The 17,855-nt window shown below is 69.2% G+C and carries 24 protein-coding genes; 11 read left to right on the forward strand and 13 right to left on the reverse strand.

Annotation, left to right across the window (positions count from 1 at the left end):
- Window positions 1–6 precede the first annotated feature (6 nt).
- Window positions 7–990: a hypothetical protein gene (locus tag ABEA24_RS51565; RefSeq protein WP_345443852.1), complete on the forward strand. Its 984-nt coding sequence runs from the start codon at window positions 7–9 to the stop codon at window positions 988–990.
- 14 nt (window positions 991–1,004) lie between these two features.
- Here ABEA24_RS51565 and ABEA24_RS51570 read toward each other — a convergent pair whose 3' ends face one another.
- Entirely contained in the window at window positions 1,005–1,856 is an 852-nt protein-coding gene (locus ABEA24_RS51570) for an oxidoreductase (RefSeq protein ID WP_345443978.1), read from the reverse strand.
- Between the two features lie 359 nt (window positions 1,857–2,215).
- On the opposite strand from ABEA24_RS51570, the gene ABEA24_RS51575 reads away from it, so the two are divergent.
- Window positions 2,216–2,734 (forward strand): DUF4870 domain-containing protein, encoded by a 519-nt coding sequence (locus ABEA24_RS51575; protein ID WP_345443855.1) that lies wholly within the window; start codon window positions 2,216–2,218, stop codon window positions 2,732–2,734.
- Between the two features lie 112 nt (window positions 2,735–2,846).
- Window positions 2,847–3,482, forward strand: a complete 636-nt coding sequence (locus tag ABEA24_RS51580; RefSeq protein WP_345443858.1) for a DUF2238 domain-containing protein — start codon at window positions 2,847–2,849, stop codon at window positions 3,480–3,482.
- A gap of 67 nt (window positions 3,483–3,549) precedes the next feature.
- Here ABEA24_RS51580 and ABEA24_RS51585 read toward each other — a convergent pair whose 3' ends face one another.
- Window positions 3,550–4,209 carry a DUF4097 family beta strand repeat-containing protein gene (locus tag ABEA24_RS51585; protein WP_345443861.1) on the reverse strand — a complete coding sequence of 220 codons (660 nt, stop codon included), beginning with the start codon at window positions 4,207–4,209 and terminating at the stop codon, window positions 3,550–3,552.
- A gap of 266 nt (window positions 4,210–4,475) precedes the next feature.
- Here ABEA24_RS51585 and ABEA24_RS51590 point away from each other — a divergent pair, with 266 nt between their 5' ends.
- Window positions 4,476–5,459: a tetratricopeptide repeat protein gene (locus tag ABEA24_RS51590; protein ID WP_345443864.1), complete on the forward strand. Its 984-nt coding sequence runs from the start codon at window positions 4,476–4,478 to the stop codon at window positions 5,457–5,459.
- Between the two features lie 296 nt (window positions 5,460–5,755).
- On the forward strand, window positions 5,756–6,244 hold the full coding sequence (locus tag ABEA24_RS51595; protein ID WP_345443867.1) for a hypothetical protein: 489 nt from the start codon (window positions 5,756–5,758) through the stop codon (window positions 6,242–6,244).
- A gap of 26 nt (window positions 6,245–6,270) precedes the next feature.
- On the opposite strand, the gene ABEA24_RS51600 is transcribed toward ABEA24_RS51595, so the two are convergent.
- Window positions 6,271–6,747, reverse strand: coding sequence for an ATP-binding protein (locus tag ABEA24_RS51600; protein ID WP_345443870.1), 477 nt, complete (start codon window positions 6,745–6,747; stop codon window positions 6,271–6,273).
- A gap of 294 nt (window positions 6,748–7,041) precedes the next feature.
- Between ABEA24_RS51600 and ABEA24_RS51605 the strand changes: the two genes are divergently transcribed.
- The gene (locus ABEA24_RS51605) at window positions 7,042–7,869 is read left to right on the forward strand and encodes a helix-turn-helix domain-containing protein (protein ID WP_345443873.1); all 828 of its coding nucleotides are present in this window, start codon (window positions 7,042–7,044) and stop codon (window positions 7,867–7,869) included.
- Window positions 7,860–7,955: a DUF397 domain-containing protein gene (locus ABEA24_RS51610; protein WP_345443876.1), complete on the forward strand. Its 96-nt coding sequence runs from the start codon at window positions 7,860–7,862 to the stop codon at window positions 7,953–7,955. Before ABEA24_RS51605 ends, ABEA24_RS51610 begins: the two co-directional genes overlap by 10 nt.
- A 57-nt stretch (window positions 7,956–8,012) precedes the next feature.
- On the opposite strand, the gene ABEA24_RS51615 is transcribed toward ABEA24_RS51610, so the two are convergent.
- Entirely contained in the window at window positions 8,013–8,288 is a 276-nt protein-coding gene (locus ABEA24_RS51615) for a YciI family protein (protein ID WP_345443878.1), read from the reverse strand.
- Window positions 8,289–8,312: 24 nt separating this feature from the next.
- Between ABEA24_RS51615 and ABEA24_RS51620 the strand changes: the two genes are divergently transcribed.
- Window positions 8,313–9,017, forward strand: coding sequence for a Crp/Fnr family transcriptional regulator (locus ABEA24_RS51620; RefSeq protein WP_345443881.1), 705 nt, complete (start codon window positions 8,313–8,315; stop codon window positions 9,015–9,017).
- A 50-nt stretch (window positions 9,018–9,067) separates the two neighbouring features.
- On the opposite strand, the gene ABEA24_RS51625 is transcribed toward ABEA24_RS51620, so the two are convergent.
- From ABEA24_RS51625 to ABEA24_RS51650, 6 genes are all read right to left on the reverse strand, one after another.
- Complete coding sequence (locus tag ABEA24_RS51625; protein ID WP_345443883.1) at window positions 9,068–9,283, reverse strand: hypothetical protein; 216 nt, start codon at window positions 9,281–9,283, stop codon at window positions 9,068–9,070.
- 53 nt (window positions 9,284–9,336) lie between these two features.
- Window positions 9,337–10,104 (reverse strand): MerR family transcriptional regulator, encoded by a 768-nt coding sequence (locus ABEA24_RS51630; protein ID WP_345443886.1) that lies wholly within the window; start codon window positions 10,102–10,104, stop codon window positions 9,337–9,339.
- Between the two features lie 65 nt (window positions 10,105–10,169).
- Window positions 10,170–11,246, reverse strand: a complete 1,077-nt coding sequence (locus ABEA24_RS51635; RefSeq protein WP_345443889.1) for a YfgM family protein — start codon at window positions 11,244–11,246, stop codon at window positions 10,170–10,172.
- 145 nt (window positions 11,247–11,391) lie between these two features.
- Window positions 11,392–12,012 carry a class I SAM-dependent methyltransferase gene (locus ABEA24_RS51640; protein WP_345443892.1) on the reverse strand — a complete coding sequence of 207 codons (621 nt, stop codon included), beginning with the start codon at window positions 12,010–12,012 and terminating at the stop codon, window positions 11,392–11,394.
- A gap of 87 nt (window positions 12,013–12,099) precedes the next feature.
- Complete coding sequence (locus tag ABEA24_RS51645; protein WP_345443895.1) at window positions 12,100–12,327, reverse strand: hypothetical protein; 228 nt, start codon at window positions 12,325–12,327, stop codon at window positions 12,100–12,102.
- A 214-nt stretch (window positions 12,328–12,541) separates the two neighbouring features.
- A complete protein-coding gene (locus ABEA24_RS51650) occupies window positions 12,542–13,201 on the reverse strand; it encodes a TetR/AcrR family transcriptional regulator (protein ID WP_345443897.1) in 660 nt (219 codons plus the stop codon).
- 77 nt (window positions 13,202–13,278) lie between these two features.
- Between ABEA24_RS51650 and ABEA24_RS51655 the strand changes: the two genes are divergently transcribed.
- Window positions 13,279–13,974, forward strand: coding sequence for a carboxymuconolactone decarboxylase family protein (locus tag ABEA24_RS51655; RefSeq protein ID WP_345443900.1), 696 nt, complete (start codon window positions 13,279–13,281; stop codon window positions 13,972–13,974).
- A gap of 89 nt (window positions 13,975–14,063) precedes the next feature.
- Here the strand turns inward: ABEA24_RS51655 and ABEA24_RS51660 are convergent, their stop codons facing one another.
- A complete protein-coding gene (locus ABEA24_RS51660) occupies window positions 14,064–14,321 on the reverse strand; it encodes a hypothetical protein (protein WP_345443903.1) in 258 nt (85 codons plus the stop codon).
- A gap of 606 nt (window positions 14,322–14,927) precedes the next feature.
- Here ABEA24_RS51660 and ABEA24_RS51665 point away from each other — a divergent pair.
- Entirely contained in the window at window positions 14,928–15,479 is a 552-nt protein-coding gene (locus ABEA24_RS51665; protein WP_345443906.1) for a YceI family protein, read from the forward strand.
- 167 nt (window positions 15,480–15,646) lie between these two features.
- Window positions 15,647–16,603, forward strand: coding sequence for a sigma-70 family RNA polymerase sigma factor (locus ABEA24_RS51670; RefSeq protein WP_345443909.1), 957 nt, complete (start codon window positions 15,647–15,649; stop codon window positions 16,601–16,603).
- Between the two features lie 112 nt (window positions 16,604–16,715).
- Here the strand turns inward: ABEA24_RS51670 and ABEA24_RS51675 are convergent, their stop codons facing one another.
- Window positions 16,716–17,411: a permease prefix domain 1-containing protein gene (locus ABEA24_RS51675; protein ID WP_345443912.1), complete on the reverse strand. Its 696-nt coding sequence runs from the start codon at window positions 17,409–17,411 to the stop codon at window positions 16,716–16,718.
- Window positions 17,408–17,746, reverse strand: a complete 339-nt coding sequence (locus ABEA24_RS51680; RefSeq protein ID WP_345443915.1) for a PadR family transcriptional regulator — start codon at window positions 17,744–17,746, stop codon at window positions 17,408–17,410. The genes ABEA24_RS51675 and ABEA24_RS51680 overlap by 4 nt, the downstream gene beginning before the upstream one ends.
- Window positions 17,747–17,855 lie beyond the last annotated feature (109 nt).

Here is a 17,855-nt window from a genome sequence, read left to right on the forward strand (position 1 = left end):
GCCCTTGTGGCGGACGTCTTCTCCCCTATCCCCGAACTCAACCTTCTCAAGGAGTTCGACGACGCCCAGGACGACTTCTTCGCCAACGGCTTCGAGATGGACGAGTACGGCAAGGAGATCGAGGAGGGGCTGATCTCCTTCGCGCAGGCCAACGGCAGTGGCTCGCTGTACGGGATCTGGCGCAAGGACGACCGCGAAGACCTGGCCACCCTGCCGGTCGTCGCCATGGGCGATGAAGGCGGGGTCCACGTCGTCGCCCGCGACTTCCGGGAATTCCTCCGTCTGCTCGCATCCATCCCTGCCGACTGCGAGCCGTGGATCGATTGGGAGTCTTTCGGCCTCCGCGAGTGCGATGAGCCGGTGGAGAACGAGCCCTACCTCGCCTGGCTGAAGGAGACGTTCGGCATCACGCCCGCCGATGACTGGAGGGCCATCGTCCACGGCGCGCAAGCAGAACTGGGAAAGGAATGGGCGGCCTGGATCCACCCGATCATGCCGGACGCGGTCTGGTCACCGGTCCACGAGCTGAACCTCCTCGACCTGTTCAACAATGTGGCCCGCGGCGGATTCGCGAACGGCTTCTGGCTGCTCGACGACGACGAAGACGAACGGTTGAAGAACCCTGAGCTCACCGCCGATCTGATGCCGTTCGCCACCAACGACAGCGACACGTTCTTCGCCCTGTGGCGGCTCGACGACCGCACCGACCTCGCCGACCTGCCCGTTGTGGCATTGGGAACCACGGCAGGCGCTCATGTCGTCGCCCGCAACGTCCGGGAGTTCTTCCAACTGATCGCCGGCCTCACGGACACCGAGATCTGGTGCGACGAGACCCGAGTGGGCCTTCGCGCCTGCGAACCGGCTCCTCAGCGCGAGAAGTTCCTGTCCTGGCTGGATGAGAACTTCGGCCTGCGGCCCGCCGACGACCCGGCCGCCGTCATCGCGACCGCGCAGGCCGAACTGGGCGAACGACCGGCCACCCGGGGCTGAGTACCGGCTCGCCCCTACCCGAGCTCCGCGAGGTCCTCCGGACTCAGCTGCAGCGCGGCGGCGGCGATGTTCTCCTCCAGGTGCTCCAGGGAGCCCGTGCCGGGAATCGGCAGGATGTTCGGCGACCGGGCCAGCAGCCAGGCCAGGGCCACCTGCGGCACGGTCGCCCCGTGGCGGGCCGCGACGGCCTCCAGGTGCTCGGCCGTCAGCGGCTGGAATCCGCCGACCGGGAAGAACGGCACGTAGGCGATGCCCGCCTCCGCGCAGGCGTCGACGAGCGGGTCGTCGTCACGCTGAGCCAGGTTGTAGAGGTTCTGCACGCACGCGATCGGCGCGATCGCTCGGGCCTGCTCGAACTCCTCGGCCGTGACGTTCGAGACGCCGAGGTGGCGGATCAGGCCCTCCTCACGCAGCGCGAGCAGCGTTTCCAGGGGCGCTGCCAGGGACGTCCCGGAGCGGCCGAGGTCACCCATCCGCAGGTTCACCACGTCCAGGCGATCCACGCCGAGCGTACGCAGGTTCGCCTCCACTCCGCGGCGCAGGTTGCCGGGCGTGAGCCCGGTCATCTCCGACGCGGGCAGGGCGATGTCGGAACCCTCGACCAGCGCCCCCACCTTGGTCACGATCACCAGATCGTCCGGGTACGGGTACAGCGCCTCCCGGATCAGCTCGTTGGCCGCCACCCCGTCGCGCGCGTAGTAGTTCGAGGTGTCGAGGTGGTTGACCCCGAGCTCCACGGCCCGGCGGAGCACGGCCAGGGCCGTCTCCCGGTCCGGCCGACCGCCCTGCGGCCAGCCGGTCAGCTTCATCGTGCCGTACCCGATCCGCGCGACACTCAGGTCGCCGCCCAATGCCCACCGCTCCATCGTCACGATTCCCAACCCTAGAGGCCGGAGTGGAGCTCACGGCCGGGCATCCGGCGAGGGCCGGGTCGAGGTGACGTTTGCCGCATGGTGTTGATCTTGAGGAGTGTAAGATCGCGCTCTGGAGCGCCGGGAAGCCTGGTCGGCAATGACTGCAGGCATACCCAGGAGGCGCGGGATGGTCGAATTCCCTCAAGCTCCCAATCGGTGGGCGTGGGCAGAACGTCGCCTCCGTGAGATCCGGGCTCCGATCCCTGCGCGCGTCGACCGCGGATACCGGCGCACCTTCGCCGCTGCCGCTGAGGGACGACGCGCGACCGTTCCCCGGGCCGACGCGGCCCGTCGCCTCCTGGAGGAGTGCCATGACCGACCCCAGCGAACCATCGCCCGAACAACAACCCCCTGCCGGGTCGCCTGGGTTCACCCCTCCGGGCCCCCAGCCGTACGGCGCTCCGCCGCCCCCGTACGGCCCGGGCGGCTACCCTCCGCCGTACGGCCAAGGCGCCTACCCTCCGCCCTACGGGCAACAGGGCGATGACACCATGTGGCCGCTGCTGGCCTACCTCGGCCAGCTCACCTTCGGCTTCGTCGCGCCGCTCGTCGTCTACCTCGCCCGCAGGGATCAGTCGCCGTTCACCCGGTTCCACAGCGCCCAAGCCCTCAACGCGGCGCTGAGCTACGTGATCGTGGTCTCCTGCGGCGTGGCGGTCGCATTCACCAGCCTCCCCGCCAAGGCACCCGTCGTAGCGATCCTGGCGATCGTGCTGATGTTCGTGTTCGCCGTGGTGCAGTTCATCTACCTGATCATCGCTGCGGTCAAGGCCGGTCGCCGGGAGATGTACCGGCTGCCGACCTGGCTGTGCTGGCGCATGGTCCGCTGATCGCCCTGGGGCGGGGCCACGTGGGCCGACGGCCAGGGCGCCGCCCCAGATCCCGGCGGGGGCCGCACGGCCCCAGCCGACCCGCGGCGCGCCGTACGCGATACTGAGCCGGATGAGGGTGATCGGATCCGACCCGGATCGGTACTGGCGCGCCTCCTCGCTCGTGGCGAAGGCGGCGCTGGCCGGGCTGCTGCTGTTCGCGCTCACGCATCGCGACTGGGACCGCTTCGCCGACAAGGCCATGGGCACCCGCGCCATCGCCTATCCCCTCGTCGCGCTGCTCGTGCCGGTGGCCTGGGCGGTGTGGCGGCGTCTGCGCGGTCCGGTCCGCTACCCCTGGGACGTGGACGTGTTCCTCGTCGCCCCCTTCGTCATCGACGTCGCGGGCAACGCCGCCGACCTGTACGACAGCGTGAGCTGGTTCGACGACGCGTGTCACTTCGGCAACTGGGCGCTGCTCGGCGCCGCGGTCGGCGCGGGGCTCCGGCGCGGACCGGCGCAGCCGCCGTTCGTGCTCGCGCTGTGCTGCACCGGGCTCGGTGCGATCGCAGCGATCCTCTGGGAACTGGCCGAGTACCTCACCTTCATCATGGGCACCCCGGAGACGGTCGGCATCTACCGGGACACGCTCGGAGACGAGGCCCTCGGCCTGTCCGGCGCCGCGGTCGCCGGGGTCCTGACCGCGCTGCGTGCGCGCGCTGCCGCCGGAGCCGGGCCGGTGCCACACGCAGACAGCCGGCCGACCTGAGGGGTGAAATGGTTCAGGGCCGTCAGACCTGTCGGTCTGGCGGCCCTCTTGCCTTTGGAGCTGCGGGTCACAGGCTGCGGGCGGTGATGTCGCCGTTGGAGGTGGTCGCGCTGATGGTCAGGTCGGCGGTGCCGTCGTTCTTCAGGGCGTTGCTGACACGGCCGTAGGAGGTGCCGGCGTCCAGGGCGGCCGAAACACCGGCGGCGGCGGTGACCGAGATGTCGCCGGACTGGGTGACCAGCGTGAGGGTGCCGCCCATGGCCTCGGCAATCCGGATGTCACCCCTCGCCGTGCTGATCTGGCCGGGGCCGCCCAGCCGACCGACCTCGACGTCGCCGTCGGTCGCGGTGAGGCGGAGGTTCGCGGCCTCGTCGATCTTGATCTGGCGGTACGCACCGTCGAAGGCGACATCGCCGAGCCGTCCCACGGCCCGCAGCTCGGTGCTGGCCGCCTTGGCCTCGACGCGAGAACCGGCGGGCAGCTGGATGGTGACCTCGACGGCCCCCGACGGACCGAAGTACTCGTTCTTCGCTGCCTGGATCCGTAGGACACCGTCGCCATAGGTGACCGTGGTCTGCTCCGCCGCCTTCACATCACGGCCCTTGGAGGCGTTGGCGGGCAGGACCTCGACCGTGGTGTCGGCCCGGTCGCCGGCGAGGAAGGTGACGCGCCCGGCAGGGACGTCCAGGACGGCGGCGATCGGGGCGGGGGTGTCGAACTTGTTCATCGTGCTCTCCTTGCGCTTGCAGCTCGTTGTTTCGAACACTGGAAACGCTACGTTGCTTTCCAAAGTCACGCAACAAGCAAGTTGCGAAGCAATGCAGTCTATGCAGGTGAGAGCGATAGAATCGTTGCGGTGACTATGAAGTTTAATGCAACGAGCGTTTCGTTAATCGTTGCAACGAATTGGAAGTGAACGCTATGGAGGTCGTCACGACGATCAAGATCGTCGAGTAGCAGGTCCCGCGGCGCAGGTCGGGCTACCCTCGTACGGTGTCGAATCGGGCGGTGGCTGCCGGAATCGGTCTTGCACGGGTGATGGCGCACTGCGGAGGCAACCCAGCGGCAGCTGTGCGTCATCTGGCGGATGCGATCGCCTCGGCACCGCAGGAGCCTGAGCCCTACGCGGTGCTCGCCGAGTTGTGGCGTGACAAGCGGTCCGAACTGGCCGACGTCGTCCATGACGGCGGTTCCCCGAAGACGGTACTGGTGCAGTCGTTCATCAGCTTCCTCGAGAACGACATGGACGGCGCAGCGTTGGCGATCGGGTCGGTCACGGGCTTCCAGCCCGGCGTCGCATGGGCCAGAGCCCCATGGTTCAGCGATGAGCGGTTTCTCGGCGCGGTGAGTGCAGACGCGCTGGCCGAGGCCGCGATGCGGACGATGGACTACGGCCATGATCTGGACACCGAAGCCATGCGGGAACGGTTCCAGCCATGGTTCCACGCCATCGACGTGGTCTCCGCACGCCGGCCGCTACCGGAGGCGCTGGCCAAGATGGCGATCTTGCTACGGGCGTGTGGCCTCACCGATGCATCTCTTGCTCTGTGCGACCGGGCGGACGCCGTTGAGCGGACCATGATGACCGAAGTCGTGCGAGCGGGTACGTGGCGGATGCTGGGGCGGCCGGAGCAGACCGCCGCGGCATTCGAGCGCGCCCTTGCCCTGGACCCGTCCAACTGGTCGCTGTATCTGGACCTGGCCGATGTGCGAGCCGAGCAGGGCGACCTCGCCGCTGCGGTCCGCCTGTGCGATCAGGGGTTGGAGCAGGAACCGACCGAGATCACACTCCGCGCGGCTCGGCTCGCGTACCGCACACGGCTCACCGGCTCGGCCGCCGAACTGAGCGAACTCCTCGAACTGGCACCGCACCTGCCGAACGCCTCGTACCGAAGCCAGTTGATCGATCACGCCTGTGCCGGTCCCGGTTTGCCGGTAGATCTCGTTGCCACGGCCCGCCGCGTCCAGAACGTCTGACGCGACGTCATGACACCCGAACGCACCCGGCGAGCCGTCGACGACGCCGTCGCGAGCGGTACGCGCCTGGGCGCCCAGGTCCACGTGCTGCTGGACGGCGCATGGTGATGGACTTCGCCGCACCCGTACTCGGCACGATCTGACCACGCCGGAAGAAGCCGTAGGAGAGACGGCCTCGCTGTGAGCGCCCGCATGCTCTGGGGGTTCGACGCGTCCATGCTTCGATGGGTGCCGAGATATCCCGGAGCTACGTTGGCCTCCGTGGCCGTTCGGCCTCGTGAGAGGGAGGTCCCAGGATGTCTGATGAGGTGCCGAGAACGGATGCCCGCGAGCCGGCCTCGGTCGTGGTGGCGATGATCGATCACGTTCTCGGGCTGGCGGCGACCTGGACGGCGTGGGACGGCCGCCCAATGCATGCCGGCGAGCGAATCTACACCCCGCACAAGGCGATCCGGCGGGTCACCGATCACCTCATCGATCACCTCGCAGAGCTGGAGGCACGGCTGGCCGGCGACCGGACGATCCCCGATCACTGGCATGCCTCGGCGAGCACCACTCCCGGCGACCTGGCACCCTTCACCGACCAGGACCTGGACGAGGCCAGGAGCCGGCTCACCCGGCTCGGCCGGATCTGGGCCGTCCGGCTGAACACACTGACTCCTGACCAGCTTGACCATTCACCCGGTGAGGGCTGGACGTTCCGGCAGATCGCATTCCATCTGGCCGAATCGGCCTTCTACGCCGACGCCGTCGGGAATCTGTCGGCGGTCGGCTCCGGCCGCTGATCCACGCCGCGAGCGAGATCGAGTCCTCATGGCGCGAACCTCAGCCGGGCCCAGACCACCCGGCTGCCGTCTCGGTGCCGGTAAGTGCCGTAGCGGCCGGCCAGCGCGCCGATGCCGTACAGGCCGAGCCCGCTCTCCGGAAGGTCGCCCCCTTCGGCGATGGCGGCCTGAACCGGGTCCCGCTCCGGGAGCCGAGGCTCCTTCGGGCCGCCCGCGTCGACGACGTGGATCTCCCCGAACGTGGGCCAGCGGTACAACGCGACGGTGAACGTCCCGTCGGGACGGCCGGAGGCCGAGTGACGGATGGCGTTGGTGGCCAGTTCGCCGGTGATCCATGCCGCGTTGTCGGCGATGGGCGCGTCGGCGAACAACTGGGTCACGAACGTACGGGCGGCGCCCACCTGGTCGGGCGTTCCGGCGAAGCAGCGCTCCCACCGCAGCATGCCGGGTCGCTTCGCGGCCACCAGGCCACCGAACGGCCGCCATTTCTCCTCCCAGGACATCAATGATCATTCCTTCCCTCTGCGGAACGTTCGCGAATGGCGACGTCGTACAGTTCCAGACTCTTCCGAGCCGCCTCCGGATATCGCCGTACGAGACGATCCAGAAGAGTCAGGTCGGCCGCCACTGACACTCTCCCGGTTCCAATCGAATCGAGAGTGCTCCGGAACTCCTCGACAGCACGCATGAGCTCATCCGGCGAGGTCATGGCGGCTCCTAAGTCGCTGATTTCAGTCCCAGAATGGCCAATAGGCCGTACGCTGAAAGCAACATCGGCGGCAGAGCCGATACCAGCAATGCACGCCGGAGAGGCCTGGAGCACTGTTAAATCCGACGAAAGGGGTGTCATGGGCAGATCTTCGAGCCCGACGCTCGTCACTCTCGGGCGCCTCGTACGCACATATCGGGACGCGTCCGGAATACTCCAAAAAGACCTCGCCAACCGCCTCGGCTACTCCGACGGCTGGCTCAGCAACCTCGAAACCGGCCAGCTCCGCCCCCGCAGCGAACAGGTCCTCTCGATCGAAGAGGCCCTGAGCCTCCCCCGCGGAGCCCTCATGGCCGTGTACGACCAACTCGACCGCGAATCCCTGCCGGGCTGGTTCCGCCCCTGGCTGGAAGAAGAGAAGAGAGCCACGGTGCTCCGGTCGTTCGAGATGGCGATCGTTCCTGGGCTCCTCCAGACAGAGGACTACGCGAGTGCACTACTCCCGGGCGACGAGCCAGCGGTCACCGCGCGAATGGAGCGACAGGCCATCCGGCAGCGCGAAGCGCCGCCCGCGCTGTATTTCGTGATCGACGAAGCGACTCTCTACCAAGAGCGCGGAGGAGCAAAAGTCATGTACCAGCAGCTCATGGCGTTGGCCGATGCGGCCTCTCCTCGGCTTACGATCCAAGTTGTACGCTCGTCAATGAACCCCCGCAGCCTGGGAGCGTTCACCATCGCGACCGTCGACGGGAACGACGTGGCCTACGTGGAGACAGCCGTAAAAGGAATCGTCACGAGCAGCCGGGACGACCTGGCGGCCCTCTCACAAGCGTGGGAATCCATCAAGGCGCACGCCATGCCCCAACACGAGTCGATCGAGTTCATCCGAAGGACGGCAGAAGAACGATGGACCTGAGCATCGCCGATTGGCGCAAGTCGAGCCGCAGCGGGCAGAACGGCGGCAACTGCGTCGAGGTCACCACGGTCGACCACAGCGCATAACCCCCGAGCGTCCCCCGCCCTTGAACACCGGAGCCAAGGGCGGGGGCCGTGTGACCATCAGGCCTCTGGCGCGCCAGGTCCCACGATCGGGTTCCACTCCCGTACCTGGTGCACGCGGACCCCGGGCGTGCTGTAGTACGGGTCGGCTTCCATGATCGCGTCCAGTCCCGGCCGGTCCACGTCGAAGATCAGCATCGCGGCGCTGTCGTCCGCCCATGGCCCGGCAGCTACGAGCCGCCCCTCGGCGTGCAGGCGGGCCAAGAGCTGCCGGTGGGCGGGGCGGGCGGCGAGCCGTTCGGGGTGGTCGGTGAAGGCGAGTTCGAGGATCAGCATGCCGCTGACGGTACGGTCGTCGGCGTGACCCGGTCTGTATCGGTCGATACACCTGAGCAGTGGCGGTCGCTGAGCACCGTACCGTTGCTCGCCTCGCTCCCGGATGCGACGCTGCGGCAGCTGTGGCGCGACTCCGTACCCCAGGCGGTGCCGACCGGGCAGGTGCTGCGCAACGCGGGCGATCCCGCCGGCCACCTCCTGCTGCTGTTGCGCGGCCGGGTGGCCGCCGCCACCGCGACGGCCGCCGGGCGAGTGATCCGCTTCGGGGACTGGGCGGCGCCCTGCGCACTGGACAAGATCGCTGTGATCGACGGCGAAGGACACACCGCCACCCTGACCGCCCTCACGCCCTGCGTCGTACGGAACCTGCCGCGCGACCGTTTCCTGGCCCTCGTCGACGACGTGTCCTCGGTGCGGACACACGTGCTGCGGACACTCGCCGGATACGCGCGGCGGCAGCAGGATCGCCTGACGGCAACGGCCACGCTGCCCGCCGAGGCCCGGCTGTCGGCCTGGCTACTGGACCAGGCGGCCGCCGCTCCAGGCCGCCGTGTACCTCTCCCCGGCACCCAGCAGGCCCTCGCCGACCTCCTGGGGGTCACGCGCGTGACCATCAACCGCGCTCTGGCCCGGCTCCAGCGCGACCGGCTCATCGAACTTCAGCGCCGCACCGTCGTCATCCTCGCCCCGGAACTGCTCGAACTCCGCACCCACGGCCGCCCCCTCTGACGCACGGCCGCGCCTCTGCGAAACGGCAGTCGCCGTGACCCCGTCCGCCCTCACACGGTGTTCGGGCGGCCGGAGCCGGCCTCCGACAGCCTCGGTTTCAGGCGGGAGAAGTTGATGGCGGCGTGCACCACGAGCGCAAACGGCAGGGCACCGAGAACGGCCCAGGGCACCGCGCCGACCACAGCCAGGAGGCAGATGACCGGAACGGTCAGGAGAGTGGGGAACGTTGAGGCCGGGGCGATGCGCATACGGGTTCGGCGGTTCATGGCGAGACTCCTTTGGCAAATGAAGATGACGGGGTGACCCCAGCACGTGCCGGTCAGGCGGGGCTGTTGCGAGCGCGGTCCAGGTAGTCGGCCAGCTCTCGCCAGTCGTCAGCCGGAGCACCGGGGTCTCCGGACATGGCGGCTGGATCGTCATGCCAGGCAGCCCGTACACCGGCGGAAATACCGGCATCGCCGCCGGTGAACAGCGCGCTCAGCTCATCCATGCGGGCCGCCAGTCGGCGGACCTTCTGATCAGCGGGAGGAGTTCCAGCCGTACGGAGCCGTTCGGCCCTGCGGTACAGCTCAGGCCATTCGACCTCAAGCAGGTAATGCATCGCCGGCCCCAGGGCGGCGGCACGAGTCCGCAGGACCTGAATCTGGTCGGCATCCAGGTGGCGGCCCAGCGTGTGCTCGCCCTCCGGACCGGTGCCGCCGATCGCCCGCAGCGCTTCGAGCAGAGCCGTGGCCGGCGGGGCCTGGTCGGCCGACAACTCGTCACCGAGTCGCACGAGCCGCTCCCGCAGGACACCGAGCGCAGCGATGGACGCCTCCACTCCGGCCAGATGGTCCCGGACCAACCGCGCCGGGTCGACCCCGGCGTCGAGGCAGACGGCGATGGTGTCCAGAGCCAGCCCCAGGCTACGGAGCGCCAGCACCTGATATAGACGGACGAGGTCTTCCTCGGTGTATTCCCTGTGTCCTCCCGTGGTGCGCTGTAAGGGGCTGAGCAGGCCGATGGCGTCCCAATGGTGCAGCGTGCGCACGGTCAGCCCGCTGGCCTCGGCAAGCCGACCCACTTTCCAGGTTGCAAAAGCGGTCATACGGCAACGATGCACCCTCACGCCGCGTGAGGTTCAAGCCGTGACAGCGACCGTCTCGAACACGGCTAATACCGGGGAAGGTCGAGCTCGGTCATCAGGGCCGCCAGGGCTCGGCTGTGGTCGGCGTCGCCGGGATCGCTGACGTACCGGTACAGCGTGAGGCACAGTCTGCGGGCGCGGTCGTACCGTTCGTCGCCCCACGTCCGCAGGCGCTCGAGCGCGGCGCGCACCGTTTCGAAGTCTCCGGGGAACATGAACAGGCCGATCTCGGCGAGTGCCGGACGGCTGACCTCGGTGAAGTACGAGGCCCCCTCGAAGGTGTTCCGGACCACGTAGGACTCGCTCACGCCGCTGCGCTCCATCTGCTCGTCGACCAGATCCAGCATGGAGCCGCCGCTCGCCACCAACTCACCGAGCCGTACGCAGAGCCAGGGGTACAGTCCCTCACGCCCGGCTTTGGCCGGATGAGAGACGGACTGCGCCGCCTGGAGCGCTTCGGCGGCCCGGTCCAGGTCGTTCCGGCCGATGAGCAGGTGGCCGAGCAGGTAACCGGCATAACCGGCGTACAGCTCGTGGTCCGACTTCAGCGCCTTCGCCAGCGGCTCCTCGGCCGCCGCCGGATCGGGGCCGGTCAGGAGCAGGTTGCCGAGGAGGGCGTTGGCGAGATCGGTGGTCCACTCCTCGGGAAAGGTGCGGGTGGCCGCCTGTTCGAATCCGGCTCGGGCGGCTTCCAGATCTCCGGTCAGCTGGGCGACGAGGCCCCGCACCAGCGGATCGTCGACGGGGCGCTGGCCGACATCCAGGGACTCGAACGCGGCGTACAGTCCCGCCGTTGGCAGCACGGCGGCCAGCGGGCCCAGCCACGGGTCCTCGCCCGCCGCCACCTGCTCCAGCAGCTTCCAAGCGGGTTCGTCGGGTTCGTCCTCAGCGAGCTCGATCCCCGCCAGCGCCGCCGCCGCGTGGCAGGCCACGACCGTACGGCCCGACTCTGCCGTCGCCCGCAGCAGCGCCCGCGCTTCCGGGACGTCACCCGCCCGGTAGGCCTCCAGCGCACGTTCGACCTCGTCCGGCACCACACCGGGCGGATCGGGCGGAAGCGGGAGCGGAAAGCCGTTGGAGTCCAGCAGCGGCAGGTCCGTCATGCCGATCCTCTTTCTCGCGGAACACTTCCGCGAGAGTGTGCCACCAAGATCAGACACTCTCCTGCCTTCGGAGGCATCCCCTCCCCCAGGTCGCCCGGCGACGCCTCGTCCGCCGGCCGTTCTGCCAGGACGACCTCTCAGAGGGTCAGATCCTGGTCGCGGTGACCAGCCAGGCCTCGATACGGCCCGGACGGACGGATACGTCGATGGCCGAGGGCTCGATCGAATCGAGCCGCCACCCGTCGCCGAAGGCAGCGGTGATCTCCTGGCGGGTCAACCGGCGCGGTCCCCACTGGCCGGGCTCACGGTCGCTGATGCCGAGCATGAGGAATCGGCCTCCGGGCCGGAGCACGGCCCGCAGGCCGGTGACGTACGAGGTCCGGTCCTGGTCGCCGAAGACGTGGAACAGCCCGCTGTCCAGCACCGTGTCGAAGGGCTCCTCCAGGTCTGTCAGGTGCCTGGCGTCGTGCCGCAGGAACCGCGCGGGAAGGCCGCGTTCGCGCGCCTTGCGCTCGGCCGTACGGAGTGCGTTGCCGGCGAGGTCCACGCCGGTCGCTTCGAAGCCGAGACCGGCGGCCAGGAGCGTGTGTTCGCCGGTGCCGCATCCGGCGTCCAGCACCCGCCCCTGGAACGCACCGGCCTCGGCCAGTGCGAGAAAGGCCGGCTGGGGTCGGCCGATGTCCCAGGGCGGCGGACTGGCGTACAGCTCCTCCGGTGTCGCCGGCCGGGTGAGCCCCTGGTGGGGATGGCCGTCTCTCCTGCTCACTCGGGTGTCTCCCTTCGTGTCTTCGCGTCCGTACAACCGATCACCGCCAATTTATCGATACAAGTGTCTACGGTCAACGACAAATGTCTACTTCGGTGACCCATCCTCCACGCCTGGAATGCCCGCCAGATCGCCCGCCACCTGCGCGAACTGGCCGAGATCCGAGACCGCACCAGCGGTCCGGGCCGGCGGCTGGAGGCCGTGCTGGAGGCGTACGCCCTCATCACCCACCGGACTCATCGTCACGACGACATCGAGCTGGCGACGTTCCTGCACGGGGACGAGCAGGTCGCCGAGGCCGAGCGGCACCTCCACCAGATGGTCCGGGAACTGATCGCCGACGCCGTCCCCGCCGGGACGTGGCGCCCGACGAGCTCGCCGGCTACTGCCTGCACGCACTGGGCGCCGCCGTCGCCCTGCCCTCAGAAGACGCCGTACGTCGTCTGTACACGTGACGCCGGGGGGATTGCAGGCGCCTTAGAACGAGACGCCGACGGCTTGGGCGTTCACGGCGGCGCCGACCGGCGGATCATGGCGCCGTCGGGCGGACTCCGACGAGTTTGGCGAGGAATCGGTCGATCTGGTCTTCGAGCGGGGGCCAGGGAAGGTCGGGCTCGTTGACGCGCATCGAGACGGCGCCGTGGACGGCCGCCCTCAGGTCGAGTGACACCGCCATGGCGTCGTCGACGGGCGCGAGTCCGGCGTCCATGCACCGCTGGACGGCCGCCGTGGTGCGTTCGGCCAGCTCCTCCTTGAAGGCCAGGTGCGTCCGCTGGTTGAGGGTGCTCTCGTGGAGCACCTTGTAGAGACCGGAGTGGCGACTCACCCAGGTGCCCAGGAAGAGCAGCCGGGAACGGAGCCGGCCGACCGGGTCGGGTGAGGCGGCCTCGACCTGGTCGAGGTCGCGCATCAGGTCGCGATGGCAGCGCTCCAAGGCCGCGTAGACGAGAGCGTCCCGGTCGTCGAAATGGATGTACACGGAGGTCGCCGCGATGCCGACCTCCCGCGCCACGGCGCGCAGGGACAGCGCCTCGTCGTCACCGAGCTCGTCCAGCAGCCGGAGCGTGGCGGACACGATCTCGTCCCGCAAACGTTCGCCCTGGCCGCGGGGGTTACGGCCGCGCCCGCGTCGCGGCGCGGGGCTCTGCGCCTCGGAGGTCTCGTCGTGCGCTGAGGAGGTCGCGTCCATAGATCCGCCATTGTATTGGAACGGACGTTGCCTTACAGTCGTAGCGCTACAACTGTTCACTTAATGAGGGAGTCCTCATGCACGTCCCGTCCGACACCCAGGCGAAGGCGCTGGACCCGGTGTTCGCGGAGATGAGCGCCGCCACCGACCACAAGCTCTGGGACGAGATTCCGGAGCTGTCGACGCGAGAGAAGATCCTGCTGTCCCTCGTCGCCGACGTCTGCCAGCAGACACTCGGACTGCCGTTCGAATCGCACGTCACGATGGCGCGGGAGCACGGCCTGTCAGCCGACGACCTGCGGGAGCTTCTCCGCTTCATCTCGTACGACAGCGGCTATCCGGCGGCGCTGGCCGCCCTGGCCCGGCTGGCCGACATCGAGCGCGAGAAGGGCCTGACCGGCCCCACCGGCCATGGTCACGAGGTGAACGCCGACGGCGTGGAGAGCCCGATCCCCGCGCGCACCCGGCAGGCGGTCCGCAACCTCGACGCCCCGTTCGCCGATTACATGGACCTGCAGTCACGCATGCGCGCCGGCATGAGTCTCCTCAGCGTGCGCGAGCGCGCGTTCGCGACGATGACGGTCGACGTCCTCTTCCAGACGCTGGACGAGAGCTTCCGCGTCCACGTCACCCGCGCTCTCAGCGCGGGTGCGACACCCGACGACGCCCGCGCCGTCGTACGGTTCTCCGCTCGGTTCGGCCTGACGAAGGCGTGGCGCGCACTCCGGGCGCTGAACGCGCTGTTCACCGAGACGGGAACCGTCTTCTCCTGACCCGCCCCGGCGAGGCGGCCGCGGCGTCACCGCCCGGCCGCCTCGCCGATCCCCGGGCCGACGACCGCCGCCCCGGGTCGATGGCGCCCTCAGGTGGTGGAGCACGAAGCGGCCGCGGTGTCCCCTTCAAAGGTGCTGTGCAGATAGAACCTGATGGTGCGGTGCTCCGTCATGTTCTTGGTGATGAAGCCGTGCTTCTTGCTGTTGGGAAGGTCGATGACGTGGGCTTTGTGGCCTTTGTAGCCCCACGCCAAGTTATAAGACGAGTAGTTGACGTTCACCCAGTATTCGAACTTGTCCCCCTTGGGATGGAATTTGACGCCCACCTGATTGGAGGGCGCCTGCACCGAGCTTTACCGGCGGCGGCCACACTCTTCGCGGCGACCGGAGCAGGCCGAGCCGCCGCGGCGATGCCCTGCGTGGCCGTCAACGCCAGGGCGGCGACGGCGACGGCGGTCATCGAGCGGCGGAGCGGGGGAACGGCGGAGCGCATGCGTGAACCCTTCCTGCCATTGGAAATAAGAACTCTCCGTAATCACGATCGTCGATTACAGGCGCAGCAGTATGTCACGATTAGGGGACATCGCGGCAGTTGTACGGCTAGCGAGCTGGATACCCCGCCAATACGTGACCGGGACGGCGTTTTGCGGCTTTTATCCCCTGCAGCTTCGTCCCACTCGCGGCCCCAATGCCCACGCCGGACATCCGACATCTCGCCATCGGCGATGTCCCGCCCTCGCATCCGACCGGACCGAGTGTCCGAAGGTGACGTGCGGGCGGGAACCGGTGGGCATGGACCGACACCCTCGCCAGGGCGTCCCCCTCCCGGAGCACGTCCGGCCGGGGGCGGTGGAGCCGGATCGGAGGCGTCCGGAGGGAGGGGTTGTATTCAGTTGAAGATTCAACTAAACTCGCCACCGTTAGTCGTTGAACATTCAAGCACAGGAGCGACCATGAGCGTTACCGCCGCCGACCTTGGCCTGACCGCCGGCACCTGGAACATCGACCCGGCCCACTCCGAGGTCACCTTCAGCATCCGCCACCTCATGACCAAGGTGCGCGGCTCGTTCACCGAGTTCTCGGGCTCCGTCGAGATCGCCGAGGACGTGCAGGCCTCCACCGCCACCGCCGACATCAAGCTCGGGTCGATCGACACGCGGAACGCCGACCGTGACGGCCACGTCCGGTCCGCCGACATCCTCGACATCGAGAACCACCCGTCGATGACGTTCCAGACCAAGGGCGTCCGCATCGAGGGCGACACGAACCTGGTCGACGGCGAGCTCACGATCAAGGGCATCTCCCACCCGATCACCCTCGAGGTCGAGTTCAACGGCGTCGGCGAGGACCCGTGGGGCGGCACGCGCGCCGGCTTCGCCGCCACCGGCTCCATCAACCGCAAGGACTACGGCATCGAGTTCAACGTGCCGCTGCCCGGCGGCCAGAAGGCCCTCCTCGGCGACAAGGTCGACATCCAGCTGGAGATCCAGGCCGTCCGCGCCTGAGACCTCGCACACCACGGTCGCCACAACGCACCACCCCAGAGAGCACTCGCGGGAACACCGCGGGTGCTCTCTGTCATGTTGAGGGTGCCCGCAATCGGGTATCGCGGAACAGCAGAGGGCACATTCGCGTTGATCCGTTTGGGATTCGATGTGAGAGCGAGGTGGCCATGGCGGCGACCACGAATGACAGCAGGCGCGTCAGGCGGCCGGGGCGGGCGGCCGACGGCGATCTGCTCGGGGCCTATCTGGACGAGATCGCCGCCACGCCACTACTGAACGCCGAAGAGGAGATCGAGCTCGCCCTGGCCATGGAGGCCGGGCTGCTCGCCCACAACCACCTCGACGAGGACACTCTGCCGGACGGCGCGACCCGCGAGGAGCTCGAAGAGATCGCGGCCCGCGGCGACGCCGCGAAGGACCGTTTCATCCTGGCCAACCTCCGCTTGGTCGTGAGCGTGGCCCGGCGCTACCCCACGGACGGTCTGAGCCTGCTCGACCTGATCCAGGAGGGCACGATCGGCCTGATCCGGGCCGTCGAGGGCTTCGACCCGCGCAGGGGTTTCAAGTTCTCCACCTATGCGACGTGGTGGATCCGGCAGGCCATCGGCCGGGCGCTGGCCAACTCGTCCCGGTCCGTACGGCTGCCGGGCGCGGTGCACACCGACGTCAACCGGTTGCGCAAGGCCCGCCGTGAGCTGGTCCTGCTGACCGGTTCGGAGCCGACCGACGAGGAGCTGGCCGCCGAGCTCGACCTTCCGGTGGAGCGCATCGGCGAGCTGGACCGCTGGGACCGTACGCCCGCGAGCCTCGACGCCGTGGTCGGCGAGGACGAGGAGACCTCGCTCGGCGACCTCCTCGCCGACGAGACCACGCCCTCCCCCGAGGAATCGGCGATGGCGAGCGTCCAACTGGAGATCATCGACGACATGCTGGAGCGCCTGGAGCCGCGCGAGGCGGTCGTGCTGCGGGCGCGGTTCGGCCTGGAGGACGGCACCGAGCACAGCCGCCGGGAGATCGCCACGCGTCTCGGCGTGTCCGCCGAGCGGGTCCGCCAGATGGAGCTGGCGGCCCTGCGCCGCATGCGGGAGATGGCCCAGCGCATGGACGCCCCCCTGGCCGCCTGACACCGACCTGAAAGACGATGGCCCGGCCCGCGACTCAGCGGACCGGGCCATCGGTTCATAGGGCCGGAAGAGGCGTACGGACGCGCCCCCTGGCCGCGCTTTCACCGTCGCGTCACTGCCGCGCCGGCGCGCCACCGCCCCGGGCGATGAGGCGGTCGCGGGCCGTGCGGGCGGTGAAGGCCAGCCGGCCGAGGCTGGCGGTCGCTGCCGCCGCCGGGAGTACGGCGAGGCGGCCGGGCGCGCCGGCCATCTGGGCGGCGAACAGGGTGACCAGCGTGATGTCGATCGGGGCCGTGCCGCCGACGGCGATGGCCGCCGTGGCGAGGGGGCGGGCGGGGAGCCATCGGGCGAGCCGTCCGGTGGTCGCCAGGGTGAACAGGGTGCCGGCGATGGCGATCGCGAGGGCGATCATGGCCAGGTGGACGGCCGGCCGGGCCCCGGCGGGGAGACCGGCCCAGTGCCAGGGCGGTATGGGCCGGGCGTCGATGCCGGCGGCCAGGGCGGCGCCCACCCACAGGGCGCCGATCAGCGGGCCGGACGTCAGCACGGTGAGCGCGGTCCGGCGGGCCTGGGCGGCGGCGAGCTCGGCGCGGAATCCGCCGGCGACCTGATCCGGGCCGCCGAATTCGGCGACGGCCGCGTGAGCGGCCTGGACGGGGTCCATCCCGGCGGCGGCGTGGGCATCGGCGGCGTCGGCGATCCCGGCGGCCAGCTCGGCCAGGATGTCTCGGCGCGCCCTGGCCGGACCGATCAGTCTCCCGGCCACCTCGGCCAGGTAGGACTCCATGACGTCCTCCGGCCGGGTCATGGCGTCACCGGCCGTTGATGTGGGCCGAGCAGGGCGGTGACGGCGGCGGAGAACTCCCGCCAGGCGTGCCGCTCGGCGTCGAGCATCCGGCGGCCGCTCGGGGTCAGTTCGTACACTCGCCGGCGCCGGCCGCCCTCCTCCGACCACGTCGCGTGCACGAATCCGGCCCGTTCCAGGCGGCGCAGCGCCGGGTAGATCGTGCCGGTGGGCAGGTCGAACCGCCCTCCGCTGCCGACCCGCAGCGCCTCCATGACCGCATAGCCGTGCCGCGGGCCGTCGTCCAGCGCGGCCAGCAGCATGCCGTCCAGATGCCCCTTCAGTGCTTGCGCGCTCATACGTAGCAATGCTACTGTCCGCGCATAGGTAGTAAAGCTACATGTAGTAAAACTTCTCTTGTCATCGGGCCGCACCGGCCCCGCCGGCGTCGGTCACGGCAACCTCTGA

Source organism: Actinoallomurus vinaceus, assembly GCF_039542055.1.
In the GTDB taxonomy this organism is placed as follows: Bacteria; Actinomycetota; Actinomycetes; order Streptosporangiales; family Streptosporangiaceae; genus Actinoallomurus; species Actinoallomurus vinaceus.

What these genes read in the sequence shown, in the direction of transcription:
- ABEA24_RS51670 (WP_345443909.1), top strand. Translation starts at nt 15,647, where the DNA reads ATGGCGGCGACCACGAATGACAGCAGGCGCGTCAGGCGGCCGGGGCGG.
- ABEA24_RS51675 (WP_345443912.1), bottom strand. Translation starts at nt 17,411, where the DNA reads ATGACCCGGCCGGAGGACGTCATGGAGTCCTACCTGGCCGAGGTGGCC.
- ABEA24_RS51605 (WP_345443873.1), top strand. Translation starts at nt 7,042, where the DNA reads ATGCACGCCGGAGAGGCCTGGAGCACTGTTAAATCCGACGAAAGGGGT.
- ABEA24_RS51580 (WP_345443858.1), top strand. Translation starts at nt 2,847, where the DNA reads ATGAGGGTGATCGGATCCGACCCGGATCGGTACTGGCGCGCCTCCTCG.
- ABEA24_RS51655 (WP_345443900.1), top strand. Translation starts at nt 13,279, where the DNA reads ATGCACGTCCCGTCCGACACCCAGGCGAAGGCGCTGGACCCGGTGTTC.
- ABEA24_RS51600 (WP_345443870.1), bottom strand. Translation starts at nt 6,747, where the DNA reads ATGTCCTGGGAGGAGAAATGGCGGCCGTTCGGTGGCCTGGTGGCCGCG.
- ABEA24_RS51570 (WP_345443978.1), bottom strand. Translation starts at nt 1,856, where the DNA reads ATGGAGCGGTGGGCATTGGGCGGCGACCTGAGTGTCGCGCGGATCGGG.
- ABEA24_RS51635 (WP_345443889.1), bottom strand. Translation starts at nt 11,246, where the DNA reads ATGACGGACCTGCCGCTGCTGGACTCCAACGGCTTTCCGCTCCCGCTT.
- ABEA24_RS51630 (WP_345443886.1), bottom strand. Translation starts at nt 10,104, where the DNA reads ATGACCGCTTTTGCAACCTGGAAAGTGGGTCGGCTTGCCGAGGCCAGC.
- ABEA24_RS51665 (WP_345443906.1), top strand. Translation starts at nt 14,928, where the DNA reads ATGAGCGTTACCGCCGCCGACCTTGGCCTGACCGCCGGCACCTGGAAC.
- ABEA24_RS51575 (WP_345443855.1), top strand. Translation starts at nt 2,216, where the DNA reads ATGACCGACCCCAGCGAACCATCGCCCGAACAACAACCCCCTGCCGGG.
- ABEA24_RS51595 (WP_345443867.1), top strand. Translation starts at nt 5,756, where the DNA reads ATGTCTGATGAGGTGCCGAGAACGGATGCCCGCGAGCCGGCCTCGGTC.
- ABEA24_RS51625 (WP_345443883.1), bottom strand. Translation starts at nt 9,283, where the DNA reads ATGAACCGCCGAACCCGTATGCGCATCGCCCCGGCCTCAACGTTCCCC.
- ABEA24_RS51650 (WP_345443897.1), bottom strand. Translation starts at nt 13,201, where the DNA reads ATGGACGCGACCTCCTCAGCGCACGACGAGACCTCCGAGGCGCAGAGC.
- ABEA24_RS51680 (WP_345443915.1), bottom strand. Translation starts at nt 17,746, where the DNA reads ATGAGCGCGCAAGCACTGAAGGGGCATCTGGACGGCATGCTGCTGGCC.
- ABEA24_RS51585 (WP_345443861.1), bottom strand. Translation starts at nt 4,209, where the DNA reads ATGAACAAGTTCGACACCCCCGCCCCGATCGCCGCCGTCCTGGACGTC.
- ABEA24_RS51610 (WP_345443876.1), top strand. Translation starts at nt 7,860, where the DNA reads ATGGACCTGAGCATCGCCGATTGGCGCAAGTCGAGCCGCAGCGGGCAG.
- ABEA24_RS51615 (WP_345443878.1), bottom strand. Translation starts at nt 8,288, where the DNA reads ATGCTGATCCTCGAACTCGCCTTCACCGACCACCCCGAACGGCTCGCC.